Here is a 17,334-nt window from a genome sequence, read left to right on the forward strand (position 1 = left end):
TGATACAGTTTAAGGAGGGGAGCTTCGGGTTTGGTATGTCATGGAAAAAGTGAGGTTTGCGAGTCAACGCTATATAACGACTAGCACTATGTAGTGACTAAGTATTACTGACAAACGGACTAAAAAAGCGCATAATTGAAGGCGTTGCCAGACAAGGTATTTCATGATGGATTTGAAATACCTAAGTGCTTTTCAAAGACCCTAGAGTACTTAAGTATTATACTTTTAAGGGCAACATGATGAATACGCAACTTCCTAAAATCGTGATAGTCGGTGGTGGTGCTGGTGGTTTAGAACTGGCAACACAACTAGGACACAAACTCGGGAAAAAATGCCAAGCAGAAATCTTATTAATTGATAAAAATCGCAGCCATATTTGGAAACCGCTGCTTCATGAAGTCGCGACAGGGTCTATAGACGCTGACTTAGATGGTGTTGTTTATTCTGCTCATGCAGCAAAGCATTATTATCAGTTTCAACTCGGCAGTTTTTGCCATGTAGACTCCACCAATAACACCATCACGCTGAGTGAGCTAAAAGAGGAACTCGGTCATCGTATTCTCCCAGAGCGACAAGTCAACTATGACTATTTAGTGCTTGCCATTGGTAGTATTAGCAATGATTTTAATACGCCGGGGGTCAAGGAGCATTGCTTCTTTCTCGATTCAAATCAGCAGGCTGAGCGATTTCAGCATGCACTTCTCGATAACTTTACACGCTTACACCAAGACGATGACCCGAAACATTCGTTAACTATTGGCATTGTTGGTGGTGGTGCCACAGGCGTTGAGCTTTCAGCTGAACTGTATCATGTGTCTGACATGTTGAAAATGTACGGGCTGAGTAAAATGACTGCCAAACGCCTTCGTATTGATTTAATAGAAGCAGGTCCTCGAATATTACCAGCACTACCTGAGCGTATTGCCAATTCAGCTAAACGGGAGCTTGTGAAGCTAGGTGTCACGGTGCGAGAAGGCACTCAGGTAAAGCAGGCAACTGAAGACAGTTTTATCACTAAAGAAGACGAACAGCTAAAGGCAGACATCAAGGTGTGGGCTGCGGGGGTAAAAGCACCTGACTTTATTAGAGAGATTGGGCTGTTCGAGCTTACTCGCAATAATCAAATTGAGGTAAATCAATACTTACAAAGCAGTGTAGATGAGCATATTTATGTCATCGGTGATTGCTGCGCGTTTACGCAAGCGGATGGCACTCAAGTGCCGCCGCGTGCTCAGTCGGCGCATCAAATGGCGCAATGTGTAGAGAAAAATCTAATCGCAACGCTAAAAAATCAACCTTTACACGAGTTTACCTATAGTGACCACGGCTCCCTAGTGAATTTATCTCGTTATAGCACCGTAGGTAGTTTAATGGGAAACCTAACCAGCAATAGCTTTTTTATTGAAGGCAAGATAGCACGATTCATGTACATCTCATTGTATAGAATGCATCAGCGCGCAGTTCATGGTATCGCAAAAACTTTTGCACTATGGATAAGCGAAAAGGTGCTCAGAGTGGTGCGGCCAAAAATGAAACTGCACTAAGTTAAGCAATTTTTAGCATCTCTAAAGTCGATGAAAGTCGGCTTTTTGCTTTGTTGGCTCCATTTGTTAGCGAGGTAGCCGCTCCGAAATTCCAAGAAGAAAGAATGCCAGAAAAGGCAACAAGTTACGATAAATTGGAACGAAATTATGCCAGCATGTTAGCACTGGCATTTTCGATTATGTGGTTGCCTATGCGGGTTGAGTGATTTTTGAACTGGAAAGATCAACAGCCCCCAGTGATATTGTCACTTTTATGTCCTAAACTAGTGAATGTTATTCACTTTATTAGTTTGGGACTATCAATGTTTTTTTCAAAAAAACAACAAAACGAAATTGAAGAACTTAAAGCAGCTTTATATCCATTAGAGCAAGTGCAACAGGGTCTCTATAAAGAAATGTTAGTGCTAAATTTGCTTTACGATGGCCGTATATCTGATGCTAATGACAACTTTCTTCGTGAATTAGGGTATCAAGAAGATGATTTACTGAATATTTTCTTCAATGACATCGTCACAGTACAATCGCAAAAATCACCCGAATTTGCTGCGCTACAAAAAGCAATCGATAACCAAGGTCACTGGTGTGGCGCGCTACAAGTAACCCGGTTTGATGGCAAAGAAGATTGGCTGCGATTTATTGTTCACCCTGTAAGAGGGCTACAAGACCAACTGCTATATTTTACAGTGTTTGGCTCCGTTTTAACCAATACGATCGCAACATCTCGAGAGAAAAGTGACACGATAAATGCCATTCAGCGCTCAATGGCCGTTATAGAGTTTGACCTACAGGGCCATGTTCTAAAGGCGAACCAACAGTTTTTAGGTGTGATGGGCTATAGCGAAAAAGAGATTGTTGGCCAGCATCACCGTATTTTTTGCTGTGCAGAAGAAGCAGACTCAACTGAATATGAGCAGTTTTGGGAGAAGTTGCGTAGCGGCCAATTTGTATCTGGACGATTTAAGCGTATAGATAAGCAGGGCACTACAGTTTGGCTTGAAGCATCATACAACCCCATTTTTAATGATGCGAATGAGTTATACAAAGTGATGAAATTTGCATCCGTTATAACTGAGCAAGTTAATCGTGAGATGGCGGTTTCAGAAGCGGCTGAAATTGCTTATACGACCTCGCAGGAGACAGAACACGCGGCGGTGCAAGGTGCAACGGTGATTGATAATACTGTAACGGTCATGAATGAACTTGCAGTACAAATGGAACAAGCGGCTAAAGAAATTTCAGCACTTGATCAACAATCAGAGCAAATAGCAAATATAGTACAAAGCATAAGCAGTATTGCAGAACAAACAAATCTATTAGCGCTTAATGCTGCGATTGAGGCCGCAAGAGCTGGCGAACAAGGACGCGGCTTTGCTGTGGTTGCAGATGAAGTTAGGCATTTAGCTTCAAGAACTTCTAAAGCCACAGAAGAAATCGTTGAGGTGGTACAGCAAAATAGAAGCTTAACAAAAAATACCGTAAAAGTGATTGAACAAGGTAAAGAAAAAGCGGAGCAAGGCCTTTCTTTGTCGAATGAATCAGGCAAAGTGATGAATGAGATTCAACATGGCGCGCAGAAAGTTGTCAGTGCAGTTGAACAATTTGCAGATCAGTTATCATCAAAATAGTGAGTGGTTGGCATGACGAATTGGCCATCGACGTGATAGAAGACGGTTCAAAAGGTATTTTCTATGGCGGGCAAAAGCTGATAGTGCCTAAACATCACATCACGTTGTTGTGATCAACTCTTCTGAGGTGCACACCGGATTTCCAAGTGTGCCAAGTGGGTGGCGCTATCGAGTGTTCTATTTTGATCTCGCATTTCTACAGCGGCTTTTTTGATAACATGAGCGTGCACTTAGAGCCTGTTGTTAATTGCACCATCATTGATGATAATCGTTTATTTTTAGGTTTATTACAGCTTCATCAAGCCATGGAGCAAGCCAGCTTCACACTGACAAAAGAGTGATTGTTGCTGATGGCCTTAGAAAAAGTGTTCACTCAGTATGACTCAGTGACAAACCCTGAAAGCTCTGCTTTTATTGATACTCACAAGCGTGTTTCGTGCAAGAGATTATCTTTTTGATAACTGGCAAGATAACATTTCACTCGATGAGTTAGAGTGTTTAACGGATAGTACTCGGTTTCAATTAATTAAAGGTTTTAATCTAGCTTTTGGCCTGATTCCACACCAATTCCTCCTGCAAATTAAAATACAAAAGGCCAAGCTGCTTGCCAAAGGCATGACTTGTGTCGACACGGTGCTAACCTCTGGCTTGTTTTCAATTTTGTACAAGAACATGCCTTGCGATTTCTGTACTTTGTGTGCTTTCACAAAGGAGAAGTTTTAACCATGAGTTTGTTTATCATTTGGTTTAGTGCCATGTTCCCGTTAGTTTTCGATAATGAAATTTGGCGCACAGGTTTGGTATAAGCAAAAATAAAGGCTTCTAAATATAGAAGCCTTTATTGGTTAATACAGTGATTACATCACTCGCATGCCAGGCTGTGAGCCTTCGTCTGGATTCAAGATGTAGATTTCTTTTCCACCAGGGCCTGCAGCTAGCACCATGCCTTCTGACATACCAAAACGCATCTTACGAGGTTTTAGGTTTGCAACCATTATCGTTAACTTGCCGATAAGATCTTCAGGTGAATAAGCCGACTTAATGCCTGCAAACACTTGGCGCGTTTCACCACCTAAATCAAGCGTAAGTTTAAGAAGTTTGTCTGCACCTTCAACATGCTCTGCTTTGGCAATTTTTGCGACACGTAGATCAACTTTGGCAAAATCATCGAATTCGATTTCCGCAGCGATTGGCTCTTTGGCAAGCGGGCTATTCGGATCTGCTGCTACAGATTGACCACCCACTTTCTTTTCAAGACTTTCTTTAGACGACTCGATCATCGCATTCACTTTATCAAGTTCAACACGCTGCATTAGTGCCTTGAACTTATTGATTTCATGATCAACAAGGGCGTTGTCAACGCTTTCCCAACTTAGCTCAGTGTTTAAGAAAGCTTCTACATTTTTCGCCATACCTGGAAGGATAGGCTTTAAATAAGTCAGTAATACACGGAATAGATTAAGACCCATAGAGCACACTTGATGTGCACGCTCAAGCGTCTCTTCATTCTTTGCAAGCACCCAAGGCGCTTCAGCATCAATAAACTGGTTTGCCTTGTCAGCCAGGGTCATAATTTCACGCACAGCGCGGCTGTATTCGCGGTTTTCAAAATGTGTCGCGATTGAATCCTTTGCAGCAACAAAGCTAGTTAGTAGCACTTCGTCCATAATAGAGCCGCTTAGCTTGCCGTCAAATTTCTTAGTAATAAAGCCTGCGCAGCGACTCGCGATGTTTACCACTTTGCCCACTAAGTCTGAGTTTACGCGTGCCGCGAAATCTTCTAGGTTGAGGTCTAAATCCGTAACGCCGCTGTTTAGTTTAGCCGCGTAATAATAACGTAAATATTCAGGATCTAAGTGTTCAAGGTAGGTACGAGCCTTTACAAAAGTGCCTTTTGACTTAGACATCTTAGCGCCATTCACGGTGACAAAACCGTGAGCGAATACGTTATTTGGTTTACGGAAATTAGCGCCATCAAGCATTGCAGGCCAAAATAGGCTGTGGAAGTAGATGATGTCTTTACCGATAAAGTGATAAAGCTCGGCGTCAGAGCCTTCACCCCAAAACTCGTCAAAGTTTAGGCCTTGTTTCTCGCAAAGGTTTTTGAAGCTTGCCATGTAACCGATTGGTGCATCCAACCAAACATAGAAATATTTACCAGGAGCGCCCGGAATTTCAAAACCAAAATAGGGGGCGTCACGGCTGATATCCCACTGCTGCAAGCCGTCTGCAAACCATTCGTCTAGCTTGTTCGCCATTTCAGATTGCAGACTACCTGAGCGTAGCCATGTTTTTAGCATGTCTTCGAATGCAGGTAAGTCAAAGAAGTAATGCTCTGAATCTTTCAAGATGGGTGTCGCACCAGACATCACCGATTTTGGCTCAATCAACTCTGTTGGGCTGTAGGTTGCACCGCAGGCATCACAGCTGTCGCCATTTTGATCTTCAGACTTACAAGTCGGGCAAGTACCAGTAACAAAACGATCTGGTAGGAAAATGCCTTTCTCTGGGTCAAACAACTGTGAAATCGTGCGCTTTTTGATATAGCCTTTTTCGTCTAAACGAGTGTAGATTAGCTCGCTTAGTTCACGGTTTTCGTCACTGTGTGTGCTGTGATAGTTATCAAACTCGATATTGAAGTCTGCAAAGTCACGCTGACGCTCAATACTCACCTGCTTAACCATTTCTTCAGGCGTGATACCTTGCTTCTGTGCATTTAGCATGATTGGCGTGCCGTGCGCATCGTCCGCACATACATAATAGGCTTCATGGCCTTGTAGCTTTTGGAAGCGAGCCCAAATATCGGTTTGAATATATTCCAGCAAGTGGCCTAAGTGTGTGGGGCCGTTTGCGTATGGTAATGCACTGGTAATGAGAATTTTTCTCTTCGTCATAACGATTCCATGAATTTAGCGCGATCTTTCTAATTGATGGTGTTGAATTGGTTGATTATTCACCGAGTTAACACTTGAATGGACAAGTGTGCTTAGTGACTCACCTTCGTTCAGACCATGAACCGCGAATTGACTGGTTTTAATGAGTTGAATGTTACATAATTCCGTGGCTATTTTCATCACCCAGAGGAGTTTAATTTGTATGTTTGGACTGGAAAAATGGTTTGCCAAGGGGAAAAACACCAAACAGGCGATCATTGAGCTTTTAAATGGCTATCGTAGTGCCGCATTACCAGTGGGAATTGATGCAAATTGGGTGATCAAAACACAAGAATCAAAGGCGCAAATTCAAGTACAAATTAATTTTCCATTTGCCATCCAATGCGACCAAGATGTTGCTAGTTATCTACAGCAACACTTAGGCAAGCCCGTTGAGGTGACATCGAAAGTCGTCGTTGTCGGCAGACCAAAATTTAAAGCCATTAAACATATTATTCTTGTTGCCTCAGGTAAGGGCGGGGTGGGTAAGTCTACCACTGCGATTAATCTGGCGTATGCGCTACGTGCTCAAGGCGCGAAAGTCGGTGTGCTAGATGCTGATATTTATGGCCCTTCACTACCGAGCTTACTGGCTCTTGAGGATGAAAAGCCTCAGGCGAAAGATGATAAAACCCTATTACCAATTGAAAAGTCGGGCATTAAAGCCATGTCTATCGGCTTTTTGGTCTCCGCAGAGGACGCCACTGTTTGGCGAGGACCAATGGCTTCTCAAGCGCTTACTCAATTGTTAAATGAAACGGATTGGGGTGAGCTGGATTATCTGATTGTTGACATGCCACCTGGCACCGGAGATATCCAACTTACCATGACGCAAAAAGTGCCAGCCAGTGGTGCGGTGATTGTCACCACACCGCAGACCTTGGCGCTTGCGGATGCACAGAAGGGCATCGCGATGTTTGAAAAAGTGCAGCTCCCCATTTTAGGTTTGGTCGAAAATATGAGTTACTTCAATTGTGAGCAATGTGGTAGCCGCAACCATATTTTTGGTCACTCAGGTGGCACTACGTTGGCGAGTCGCTATGGCGTGCCTTTGCTTGCGGAAGTACCGCTCAACGAACAGATCAGAACAGCAACGGAGCAGGGCGAAGATATCATTGCCGGGACCCGTGAGCCTAATTCAGAAAATAAGACTGACAATCATGGTATAGCGGATCACTATGTTGATTGTGCCCAACTGGTTGCCAGTATGTTATATTACCAATCAGACTCAACATCGGGTGTTGAGATTGTGATGACGGAAGACTAAGAATGAGATTATCGGATACCCATATTCGAGAAGCGATTGAACAACAACGCATAATCATCGAACCTACACCTAAGCCAGATATGATATCAGGCGTTACCGTGGATTTAAGACTGGGTAACAAGTTTAGAGTGTTTCAGGACCATGCCGCGCCTTACGTTGATCTCAGTGGTCCTAAAGATCAGATCAATGCCGCGATGGAATCTATCATGAGTGACGAAATTGTGTTAGAAGATGGCCAAGCGTTTTTCTTGCACCCTGGTGAGCTGGCTCTGGCAATGACGTATGAAAAGGTAACGCTACCTGCCGACCTTGTTGGTTGGTTAGATGGCCGCTCGTCGCTGGCAAGGCTAGGTTTAATGGTTCACGTTACTGCGCATCGTATTGACCCCGGTTGGTCTGGAAACATCGTATTGGAGTTCTATAACTCAGGTAAGTTGCCTTTGGCACTTAGGCCAAACATGAAAATAGGTGCGATGAGCTTTGAAACGATGACAAGTGCTGCGCAATTCCCTTATAACGAGCGTAAGGACGCCAAATATAAGGATCAAAATAGTGCGGTTGCTTCGCGTATTAGTGACGACAGTTAATTGAATAGGTAGGCGAGAGGGTTTGTGTGTAAATAGTTGGCCTATTACAAACAAATCTGACGCTTACGGTGGGAATAACAACGGCTAGAGAACAAGTTGTTATTCCAAGTTCAGATTAGCCCCTCTGCTTACCTAAACGGCATGCCATCTTTACATTTTTGACTCCTATCAAATAGCCATAACGATTTAAATTCAATAATATTTTTGCATTTGCTTTGATCCAAACCATACTTATTGTAATGCGTTTTTTATGTTGTCGGCGAAAGCGTCATGTAAATGACTGCAGTAGACAAAGTGAAATAGGTATTAGTGCGCGAATGACGTTGCCTCCTGATTTGCAAAGAGAATCTCATAACCAATGTTTTCGGATTGGTGTTTTTCTTGAACGTTAACGCTTGGTTTTTTGCATAACGAATAGGCTGATAAATCACCGCCAAAGTGACTCAAGGAGAATGGGTATGTGGCTTAGCGCTGCTAGGTATGCCACACTGATGTTTACGATAATTGTGTGTTGCATCTTTGCGATGCCGGCTACTGCTGAAACGCAGCTGGCCGCAGAAACAATAGAAGCAAGACCTTTAATTTCAGTAGGCTATGGTGACTTTTCCGAGGCCCAGTTTAGTGTATCGCAAGAAACGGTAATTATTCCAAAGGGCGTTGCGGTTTGGCTTAGAATCACCAACCTCGTTCGTGATGATCTGTCAGACCAAGTGCTAACAGTCGCACGTCCATCCATGGGTAGTGTTGAGTTTTTTACCACGGATCCTATTGGAAAATTAATTCAAATCCCCGCAAGTAATAATCATACATCGTTATCCCATTTTTCACCCCATTTGGTGATTGATGCAAATAGCCATATTGAGCCGATCATTGTTAAAGTTCAATCACCCTATGTTTCCTTGTCTAGAGTGAGTATCGAACCTTATGAAGTTTATATAGAAGATACCAATGCTCATCTATTTTTAACTGGGTTGTTTCTAGGGGTAATGTTTTTATTGAGTATTTTCATGCTCAGTACCGGTATTCTTTCGAAACGCGCAAGCCTGCTTTCGGTTGGTGGCTATTTGCTGTCATTAGCCTGCCTTTACGTCACCCATAAAGGACTCGCTGATATCTTTTTCAGCTACCAAAATAGTATTCATTTTTTACATTACAGTGGCAGCTTTGTGTGTTTTGCACTTGGCTTCAGCCTTTTGTTTTTTCATCATTTCCTTACTAAAAATAGGCTTGATAGAAAGCTAAAGCTAACCATCAAGACGACTGCTTATATCTATTTACTCAGCGGTGTCGTTGTGGCGTTTGCGAAAGTGGATTTACCGTTTGCACTTCAGTCCATAATGGTTATTGGTGCAATTGTATTAAGTACGATGATTTTGGTAAGCCAAGATAAAGACAGTCGTAAAGAAGTTTATTTTTGCTGCGCAATTTGGTCTCCCATGGTGGCGGTATTAATTGGCTTTGCTGGAAGCCAATTAATACAGCCAAGTGAGCAAATATCAATCGTAAATCATGTCTTGATCAGCCTACATTTAATGCTCTTACTACTGTTTGTAGTCTGGCATGATGCGGAAAAGCGGCGTATGTATATTCATTACGCTGAGTTTGATAAAGAGACTGCACTGCCCAATAAATTCGCCCTGTTTGGTTCGCTCGCTAAGCTTGAAGAGCAAAATAAAGCACATACATTGTTGCTTTTTAAACCACTGATCCTGCCATCAATAAGACTGAGCTTTGGCTTAACCTTTGCAAATCAGCACATCAATAAGTTATTCAAAGAGGTCTCTGAGCAGATCAATACTTACGGTAGCGCTGCCGTTGCAAATAAAGGAAACACGCCTATTTACCGCCTAGAAGACCAAGTGTTTGCCATCGTGCTTGATGGTAAAATTGAGGTCAGTCAAGTTGAGCAATATGTATGTATTTTATCAGCTGTATTCGAAGAAGGGGTTGGGTATAAAGACACGCAGATTGTCGATAGTCTAGAGGTTGGTGTAGCAAATTATCCAATGCATGCAAAATCCACTGAGAAGCTTATCCAGCGTGCTCTGCAGGCTCTTAATACTAAGTCACACAATGGTCAGCGTTGGCATCTATTTGACGTTGAAAGCTCTATTTCGACTGAGCGACAATTAAAGCTCACCTCGTTTCTTAAAAATGCGATAGAACATGAACAGTTCAGTTTATTCTTTCAGCCGCAGGTAGATCTCAGGACTGGAAGGGTATTTGGCTCGGAAGTGCTACTGCGCTGGCTTCACCCTGAACTTGGTTACATACCACCTGATGAATTTATTCCGATTGCGGAGTCTTCAGGGCAAATTTACGAGATCACAGAATGGGTGATTGAGCATGCACTTCATTACCAAGCCGAGATAACCAAGTTATTACCTGAGCACGTTATTTCAATCAACGTATCTGGTCGTGATTTGAGTAGAAGAGAGTTGTCGGTACAGCTTATTACGCTTATCAATGAATTATCACTCGCACCTTCTCAAATAATGATAGAGATCACGGAATCTGTAACGATAGGAAAAGAAGCAGAGCTTAAAGGGGTGTTAGATGATTATCGTTCAATTGGCGTAAAAGTGGCGATAGACGATTTTGGCACTGGATATTCTTCACTTGCATACTTGAGTAAGCTTGGATTTGATGAACTTAAAATTGATAAAAGCTTTGTGATGGATATCGAGACATCCAAGAGCAACCAAACGATATGTAAAGCGACGTGTGATATGGCACACAGTTTAGGATCAAGGGTGGTGGCAGAAGGGGTTGAGGATATAAATAGCTACATTCGTTTGCAGGCCTATGGCTGCGACTTTGCACAGGGCTATTTCATTTCACGTCCATTACCGTTCACGGAATTTATGAGCTGGCTAAGTAAAGTCACCTATGCCGGCGATATAAAATCTTTCCTAGTTCGCTGAAGTAGTGAAAAATGGGCTCAGCGCATCGTTCTCTATGTTCACATGTTGGGTAAACCCCCAGTTTTTCTTGCTCTGAACCTTTAATTCCCGCGGCCAAAAATGAATTTGAGATATCGCTATGGTAGGCGATAATGGCCTCGAACATCCGAGCTGTTAGCTCCTCAGGCAGTGCGTAATAAATCTGTTTGTTTGCGCTATCAGCAACCTTGGCTGTATGAAAATACCGATTTGGCTTTTGATGTTGTTCATCTAAAAAGGTATGCGCAAAAAATGTTGCTAAAGCATTGTTCAGTGGGTGTAATACGGTTTCGGTAGAAAGTAACCAAGCTGATGATGCAAAAGGCTTTTTTGGCTGTGTTATTAAATGCGGGCAGATATAGTGATCAAATGCATGCCACCATTCGTGGGCAAGTGCGCCACCACCGGCATTTTTTGCCAAGGCGAGTGTTCTAATATTTGCTGCGTAATGCGCTTGAACACCTTGTTGACCGCCTGTACCAAAAGCAAAATTAAGCGTCCCTCTAAGGCCAATGACCTGTGGCGGTACTTGTAGTATTTGGGCTAGATCTGCGAGGGCATCATAAATGAAATTGGCGGATAAACGGGTTTCTTCTGGCGTAACCCAATGACCAATGGTCATGGTTTTAAAACCAAAGGTCTGTTTGATTTCACTGAAATCAACTTGATCGCCGAATCGATAATCGGGTCCTCGGCGAGCGTATCCGCGCTGTAGTCTCGAACTTGGCATTTTCTTCCTTTAATACCGAGCCTTAACATTGTCAGGCATTAGCTTCATCTGTTCTTTCACCATGCCTGCTTGAAGTTTGTAGAGATCTGAAGTTTCGCATTGATCTGCAGTCTCGAGAAATTGAGCCGCGGCTTCAAGTGTTGATAAACTGTATTCATGTTTAGATTTACGAATAGTATATTTACTCGCATTTACCGAATCGAACTTAAAACTGGGCAACTGGCTTAGCCACGGATTGAGGTTGTAAAGCTTAGTGGCTTTCTTCCAAGTACCGTCCAATAAGATGATGGCATCAAGCTTTTGACCATGGTTATATTCTTTAGTTAAGATCTTGGCGTGACTGTTTGGGTAAAGCAGTGCAACATGGTTTACGTTGCAGAAGTTAATCAACTCTTCAAAGTCAGCGGTATTTTCTCCAACATACAGCGCAAACCTATCTAACTGCAAGGCGAGGAGCTTTGCCGTATTTTTGGCGACTTTTACTTCACTCGGGTGCTGCATGATAATAACTTGAGTCGCATTTGGTATCACGTTACCAATATAGGAGCATACGCAAGTGTTTGTGGGAAACTGACAGACTGGACAGGTATTACGTTTCATGATTGATGAGGTGTTTCTTAATATAAATCACATTTTATCATATCTTGCTCGCATTTACTTTGCACAAGAAACCAGATTTGGCTAGCATAAGCAATAGAATATTAAATTTAAGGAAAATTATGAGCATCGTAATAGATGAAGGTGCCCTAGAGAACATGCAAATGTTATTGGGGGAGCAATTCGAAGATACGGTTCATTTTTGTTGTTCTGAATTCGAGCGGTTAGAATCGGAGTTGATGCTGAATTTGAATCAGGATCAAGAAGCTGCTATTCGTCATGCTCACAGTTTGAAATCTAACGCTGCTCAGTTTGGGGCTGCCAGTTTGAGCGATTTAGCAAAGACGATAGAGCATGCCCTCATGCAAGGGGAGCAGGACATTGTTGATGACTCTATTGAGAAGCTTGCAGCACAAGTCGCGGGTTCAAAAGCGAAACTGCAGCAGTGGGTGAGTGCACAGTCTTAAATCCAGCACAAGCCAAAGAGCGGAAATAAGGTCGTTTATACGGCCTTTTTTATTGATATTGCTCTTATTCATCCCACTCCAACCACTTCACTTTGTAAGTTGCTTTTTTGAAGCATAAAAAGTTATCACAAGCATAGAATTTAGACGGCATTGTGATATATGCTTGAGCAAAATGAGGGGGTTATAGATGCTACAAATAACAAAAAGTAATAAGCTCAATGGTGTGAGTTACGATATTCGTGGTCCAGTATTGGATCAAGCAAGAAAAATGGAAGACGAGGGCATGAAAGTCCTCAAATTAAATATTGGTAATCCGGCGGCATTTGGCTTTGATATGCCAGAAGATATGCACCGAGACATCATAAAAAATTTATATTCTGCACAGGGCTATTGCGACTCAAAAGGATTATATTCTGCCCGAGTTGCCGTGTATCAATATTATCAGCAAAAAAGTTTTCCTAATATTAGTGTCGATAACATCTTCATTGGCAATGGCGTCAGTGAATTGATCCAAATGACCGCACAAGCCTTACTCAATGATGGTGACGAAGTGTTGATCCCCGCACCGGATTATCCGCTGTGGACTGCCGCTGTTAAATTATCAGGCGGTAATCCAGTGCATTATCTTTGTGATGAAGAGCAAGACTGGTTTCCAGATATCGAAGATATCAAGCGTAAAATCACGAGTCGTACAAAGGCTTTGGTGTTGATCAATCCAAATAATCCGACCGGTGCTGTATATGACAAAGCATTGCTTGAGGCATTAATTGACGTTGCCAGAGAACACAAGCTATTAATACTGAGTGATGAGATCTACGAAAAGATTTTATATGACGATGCGGAGCATTTTTCAATTGCGAGTCTTTGCGATGATATCCCGGTTATTACTTTTAATGGTTTAGCGAAAACCTATCGTGCGGCCGGGATCCGCATGGGCTGGATGGTGATCAGTGGTAAGCATTCAGTGATGCGGGATTTGATCACAGGCTTAGAGATGCTTGCGTCTATGCGATTATGCGCCAATGTTCCTGCACAGTTTGCTATTCAACAAGCGCTTGGAGGCATACAATCCATCGACCAACTCATTGAACCGGGTGGGCGTTTGTATGAGCAGCGTGATATTGCGTTTAAAGGTTTAAACGATATCGAAGGGATCAGCTGTGTAAAGCCAAAGGGCGCGCTTTATGCGTTTCCAAAAGTGGACATGAAGCGGTTTAATATTAAGAATGATGAGCGCATGGTACTGGACTTGCTCAAAGAAGAAAAAATTCTACTTGTCCACGGACGCGCTTTTAATTGGCCTAGTGCGGATCATTTTAGATTAGTGTTTTTACCACATAAAGATGATTTACAGCCCGCAATGGATAGAGTAAAGCGCTTTTTTGCGCATTACAGTCAGTAATACCTTGTAAAAAATAAAAAAGCTCGGAAATTTCCGAGCTTTTTTGTGGGCTAGTAATGTGTTACTTAGTGAGTATTAGAATTTAGCTCTGGTGTTGTTTGTTGGCTATCAGCCGAGCCTTTACCTTTAAACCATTTGCGGCCAACGCGTTTGACATCTTCAAGTGCCACATATTGACAAGGGATCAGTACGAGGGTGATCACCGTGGCAAACAACACACCAAACGCAAGCGATACCGCCATTGGAATGACAATTTTAGCTTGTAGGCTCGTTTCCATGATGATTGGTACAAGTCCGATAAAGGTGGTCAACGAAGTGAGCAAGATTGCTCTAAAGCGTTTACATCCAGCCTCGACGGCTGCGGCTTTTAAATCAATGCCTTCTTCGCGCGCTTTATTTACAAAATCCACCATAACCAAAGAGTCGTTCACCACAACCCCTGCCACGGCAATAATACCAAAGAACGACAAACTACTCATTGTCATTCCCAATATCATATGACCGAATACCGCGCCGACTACACCAAATGGGATCACAGACATGATGATGACAGGCTGAGAATAAGAACGTAGAGGAATTGCCAGTAGTGCGAAGATAATCATTAATGACAGGGCAAAGTCACGAATTTGCTCAGCAACACTGTCCATTTCTTCTTGTACGCGACCCGCCACTGCACTTTGAACGCTAGGGTAGTTCTTTAATAGACTAGGAAGATATTCGTCACGAACCTGTTTTGCTATCTCAAATGGTTGTGCGATTTCTGTATCAACTGATGCCCAAACATTAATCGTGCGTTTGGCGTTTTCGCGGCGAATTCGGTTCACACCATCAACCAATTTTACATCAGCCACTTCTACCAACGGCACTTCTGCACCTTGAGGCGTTAAAATACGCACGTCCTGAATGTCACTAATGGCATCACGGTGTTCTTTAGGGTAACGGATCATTACTTTGATCTCCTCACCATCACGTAAAATACGCTGTGCTTCAAGGCCGTAATAACTGAAGTTTACTTGGGATGCAACATCCGCCAACGTGAGTCCAAGGCTATACGCTAATGGTTTAAGCTCAAGCTGCACTTCATCAGTTGCTGATTGCATAGAGTCATTGATATCACCAACACCTTCAATAGTTGCTAGCTTGTCTTTTAGTTTCTGTGCGACTTCGCGGAGCTCTTCTTTGTGTTTACCTTCTAATCTAAAGCTAATATCTCCGTCATCACGACCACCATTCATGATGCTATCTTGAATGTTTAGCGATTTAACACCTGGCAGTGCAGGCATTGCATCACGCCAGCGGGCGCTGAGTGCAAAGGTATCGATTGGGCGTGCATCTGGTTCAACCAAGATCACCATAATATTTGCGCTTGTGCGGCCATTCATATTCACCATGTAATCACGGATCATTTTCTTGCCATACTCAGCCTCAATTTCTTTGTCGACATTCAGTACCATTTGCTCAACTTTTTGAATTGACTCAAGCGTCGCGTTTTCTGACGAAGATAAGTTCATATCAATCGAGATACGTGGAAAATCATGTGGGATTTTTGGGTTAGCAACAAACTTCACTAAGCCACCAGCAAACATCCCCGCGCTAACAATTAAAATGGTTAAAAAGCCAACGATAACGGTATAACGGTAGTGAATACAGCGTACAATGAATGGGCGGTACGTGTTTTCAATGAAAGATTGAAGGCCGCTATCCATTTTTTCCCTGAGGCGGTGGAACGGATTTTTAGGGTTGCTTGGTTTGTCTTTCATTGCTGCTAAATGCGCAGGTAAAACCAGCTTAGATTCAACCAAAGAGAATAATAAACACAGAATTATCACGCCACCAATTGCTTTAGAAAATGCCGCCGTTGGTCCGGTTGCTAATGTTTGCGGTAAGAAAGCAGCAACAGTAGTAAGCACACCAAAAGTGGCAGGGATAGCAACACGTTTTACCCCACGAACGACATTATCGAGGCTATGACCATGTTTTTCTATTTCCGCATGGGCGGATTCACCGACGACTATCGCGTCATCAACAACAATCCCCAACACCAAAATAAAGGCAAAGAGTGAGGCTAAGTTAATCGTTACGTCTAAATAGCCCATTGGCATCATTAAAAATGCGCCTAAGAAGCTAACTGGCAACCCCATCATTACCCAAAATGCTAAACGCACACGTAAAAATAGAGCAAGCATTAGCATAACTAATACGCCACCTAACGCCATATTTTCTAGCATCATGTTAAGGCGGCCATTGAGGTAATAGGTCAAGTCAATAAAAGGTTCAAGTTCTACACCTTGTGGCAATGAGCCTTTCTTTGCCTCAAGATAGTTCTTAATGATATCTGCAACTTTGGTGATGTCTTGGTCTTTTGACGCGCTAACTTCATAAACCAGTGAGTTCTTACCATTGTATTTTGAGTATTGAAGTCCTTCTTCAAAGCCATCGTTAATAGTGGCCACGTCGCCTAAGCTAACCTGTGCACCGTCTGGTAGCGTTAGTAAGGGGAGTTTTCTAAACTCGTCACCGCGATAGGCTTGGTTTTCAACTCGCATTGAAATATAGCCATTTTCGGAGCGAATTTGGCCAGCAGACATGTTCGCAGAGAAGCTCTTTACTGCATCCGAAATTGCTCTAAAACTTAGGCCGTATTCGCGCATTTTATCAGGGCTTATCTCAATAGAGATTTCATAGTTCAGGCCACCATCAAAGCGTACAAGGTTAACGCCAGGTAACGACAGCATTTCTTCATGAATGCGATTACCAAGCTCTTTAAGATCATGGGGACTCAAGTCGCCATTGAGCGACAACCACATCACTTCTTGGGTTGCCTTGTCGTGACGTACAATAGGGCGTTCCATTCCAGATGGGAAAGTTGAGACGGAGTCCACCTGCATCTTGACTTCGTCGAGTACTTCTTTGGTGTTGTACTGCTCGTCTACTTCTATCCAAGTTTGCGAGTAACCGCGATTAGAGTAGGTGATCAAGCGTTTGATCCCTTCGAGACCTTCCATGGATTCCTCGATCTTAATCGTGATCCCTTCCTCGACCTCTTGAGGTGCCGCGCCCGGATACACAGCTTGAACACTTATCCAGTTACTATCGTATTGTGGAAACATTTGCTTGCGGATCGAAAACGCGGTAAGCAAGCCGCCCACAATAATAAATATCATCAATAAGTTTGCTGCAACTGGGTTACGAGCAAACCAAGCAATTAAGCCTTTTTCTGTACTTTGACTATGCATAAAC

Annotated in this window: 13 protein-coding genes; 9 read left to right on the plus strand and 4 right to left on the minus strand. The window is 42.9% G+C overall.

The annotated features are described in order from the left end of the window. Window positions 1-239: 239 nt before the first annotated feature. From JJQ94_RS13370 to JJQ94_RS24440, 4 genes are all read left to right on the plus strand, one after another. On the plus strand, window positions 240-1,544 hold the full coding sequence (locus JJQ94_RS13370; RefSeq protein WP_099029692.1) for an NAD(P)/FAD-dependent oxidoreductase: 1,305 nt from the start codon (window positions 240-242) through the stop codon (window positions 1,542-1,544). A gap of 302 nt (window positions 1,545-1,846) precedes the next feature. Next, the gene (locus JJQ94_RS13380; protein ID WP_099029691.1) at window positions 1,847-3,169 is read left to right on the plus strand and encodes a methyl-accepting chemotaxis protein; all 1,323 of its coding nucleotides are present in this window, start codon (window positions 1,847-1,849) and stop codon (window positions 3,167-3,169) included. 148 nt (window positions 3,170-3,317) lie between these two features. Beyond that, window positions 3,318-3,383 carry a hypothetical protein gene (locus JJQ94_RS24435; protein WP_442960340.1) on the plus strand — a complete coding sequence of 22 codons (66 nt, stop codon included), beginning with the start codon at window positions 3,318-3,320 and terminating at the stop codon, window positions 3,381-3,383. 4 nt (window positions 3,384-3,387) lie between these two features. Continuing rightward, window positions 3,388-3,510, plus strand: a complete 123-nt coding sequence (locus JJQ94_RS24440) for a hypothetical protein (RefSeq protein ID WP_367302661.1) — start codon at window positions 3,388-3,390, stop codon at window positions 3,508-3,510. Window positions 3,511-4,026: 516 nt separating this feature from the next. On the opposite strand, the gene metG is transcribed toward JJQ94_RS24440, so the two are convergent. After that, window positions 4,027-6,063, minus strand: coding sequence for a methionine--tRNA ligase (gene metG / locus JJQ94_RS13390; protein WP_099029688.1), 2,037 nt, complete (start codon window positions 6,061-6,063; stop codon window positions 4,027-4,029). A 202-nt stretch (window positions 6,064-6,265) separates the two neighbouring features. On the opposite strand from metG, the gene apbC reads away from it, so the two are divergent. From apbC to JJQ94_RS13405, 3 genes are all read left to right on the plus strand, one after another. After that, window positions 6,266-7,369, plus strand: coding sequence for an iron-sulfur cluster carrier protein ApbC (apbC, locus tag JJQ94_RS13395; RefSeq protein ID WP_099029687.1), 1,104 nt, complete (start codon window positions 6,266-6,268; stop codon window positions 7,367-7,369). Between the two features lie 2 nt (window positions 7,370-7,371). Further along, a complete protein-coding gene (dcd, locus tag JJQ94_RS13400) occupies window positions 7,372-7,956 on the plus strand; it encodes a dCTP deaminase (RefSeq protein WP_010371648.1) in 585 nt (194 codons plus the stop codon). Window positions 7,957-8,414: 458 nt separating this feature from the next. Continuing rightward, a complete protein-coding gene (locus tag JJQ94_RS13405; protein WP_099029686.1) occupies window positions 8,415-10,880 on the plus strand; it encodes a bifunctional diguanylate cyclase/phosphodiesterase in 2,466 nt (821 codons plus the stop codon). On the opposite strand, the gene JJQ94_RS13410 is transcribed toward JJQ94_RS13405, so the two are convergent. After that, complete coding sequence (locus tag JJQ94_RS13410; protein WP_099029685.1) at window positions 10,840-11,628, minus strand: CLCA_X family protein; 789 nt, start codon at window positions 11,626-11,628, stop codon at window positions 10,840-10,842. The genes JJQ94_RS13405 and JJQ94_RS13410 overlap by 41 nt on opposite strands. A 9-nt stretch (window positions 11,629-11,637) precedes the next feature. Further along, window positions 11,638-12,228: a tRNA-uridine aminocarboxypropyltransferase gene (locus JJQ94_RS13415; RefSeq protein WP_099029684.1), complete on the minus strand. Its 591-nt coding sequence runs from the start codon at window positions 12,226-12,228 to the stop codon at window positions 11,638-11,640. Window positions 12,229-12,347: 119 nt separating this feature from the next. Here JJQ94_RS13415 and JJQ94_RS13420 point away from each other — a divergent pair, with 119 nt between their 5' ends. Next, window positions 12,348-12,692: an Hpt domain-containing protein gene (locus tag JJQ94_RS13420; RefSeq protein WP_039495682.1), complete on the plus strand. Its 345-nt coding sequence runs from the start codon at window positions 12,348-12,350 to the stop codon at window positions 12,690-12,692. A gap of 187 nt (window positions 12,693-12,879) precedes the next feature. Then, window positions 12,880-14,094 carry a pyridoxal phosphate-dependent aminotransferase gene (locus tag JJQ94_RS13425; RefSeq protein ID WP_099029683.1) on the plus strand — a complete coding sequence of 405 codons (1,215 nt, stop codon included), beginning with the start codon at window positions 12,880-12,882 and terminating at the stop codon, window positions 14,092-14,094. 65 nt (window positions 14,095-14,159) lie between these two features. Here the strand turns inward: JJQ94_RS13425 and JJQ94_RS13430 are convergent, their stop codons facing one another. Further along, window positions 14,160-17,330, minus strand: coding sequence for an efflux RND transporter permease subunit (locus tag JJQ94_RS13430; protein ID WP_099029682.1), 3,171 nt, complete (start codon window positions 17,328-17,330; stop codon window positions 14,160-14,162). Window positions 17,331-17,334: the final 4 nt, after the last annotated feature.

Origin of the sequence: Pseudoalteromonas sp. GCY (genome assembly GCF_016695175.1) — a bacterium.
In the GTDB taxonomy this organism is placed as follows: Bacteria; Pseudomonadota; Gammaproteobacteria; order Enterobacterales; family Alteromonadaceae; genus Pseudoalteromonas.

Excerpts from the sequence above, each read along its gene's own strand:
- JJQ94_RS13370 (WP_099029692.1), top strand. The coding sequence starts at position 240 with ATGAATACGCAACTTCCTAAAATCGTGATAGTCGGTGGTGGTGCTGGT.
- JJQ94_RS13380 (WP_099029691.1), top strand. The coding sequence starts at position 1,847 with ATGTTTTTTTCAAAAAAACAACAAAACGAAATTGAAGAACTTAAAGCA.
- JJQ94_RS24440 (WP_367302661.1), top strand. The coding sequence starts at position 3,388 with ATGAGCGTGCACTTAGAGCCTGTTGTTAATTGCACCATCATTGATGAT.
- metG (WP_099029688.1), bottom strand. The coding sequence starts at position 6,063 with ATGACGAAGAGAAAAATTCTCATTACCAGTGCATTACCATACGCAAAC.
- apbC (WP_099029687.1), top strand. The coding sequence starts at position 6,266 with ATGTTTGGACTGGAAAAATGGTTTGCCAAGGGGAAAAACACCAAACAG.
- dcd (WP_010371648.1), top strand. The coding sequence starts at position 7,372 with ATGAGATTATCGGATACCCATATTCGAGAAGCGATTGAACAACAACGC.
- JJQ94_RS13405 (WP_099029686.1), top strand. The coding sequence starts at position 8,415 with ATGTGGCTTAGCGCTGCTAGGTATGCCACACTGATGTTTACGATAATT.
- JJQ94_RS13410 (WP_099029685.1), bottom strand. The coding sequence starts at position 11,628 with ATGCCAAGTTCGAGACTACAGCGCGGATACGCTCGCCGAGGACCCGAT.
- JJQ94_RS13415 (WP_099029684.1), bottom strand. The coding sequence starts at position 12,228 with ATGAAACGTAATACCTGTCCAGTCTGTCAGTTTCCCACAAACACTTGC.
- JJQ94_RS13420 (WP_039495682.1), top strand. The coding sequence starts at position 12,348 with ATGAGCATCGTAATAGATGAAGGTGCCCTAGAGAACATGCAAATGTTA.
- JJQ94_RS13425 (WP_099029683.1), top strand. The coding sequence starts at position 12,880 with ATGCTACAAATAACAAAAAGTAATAAGCTCAATGGTGTGAGTTACGAT.
- JJQ94_RS13430 (WP_099029682.1), bottom strand. The coding sequence starts at position 17,330 with ATGCATAGTCAAAGTACAGAAAAAGGCTTAATTGCTTGGTTTGCTCGT.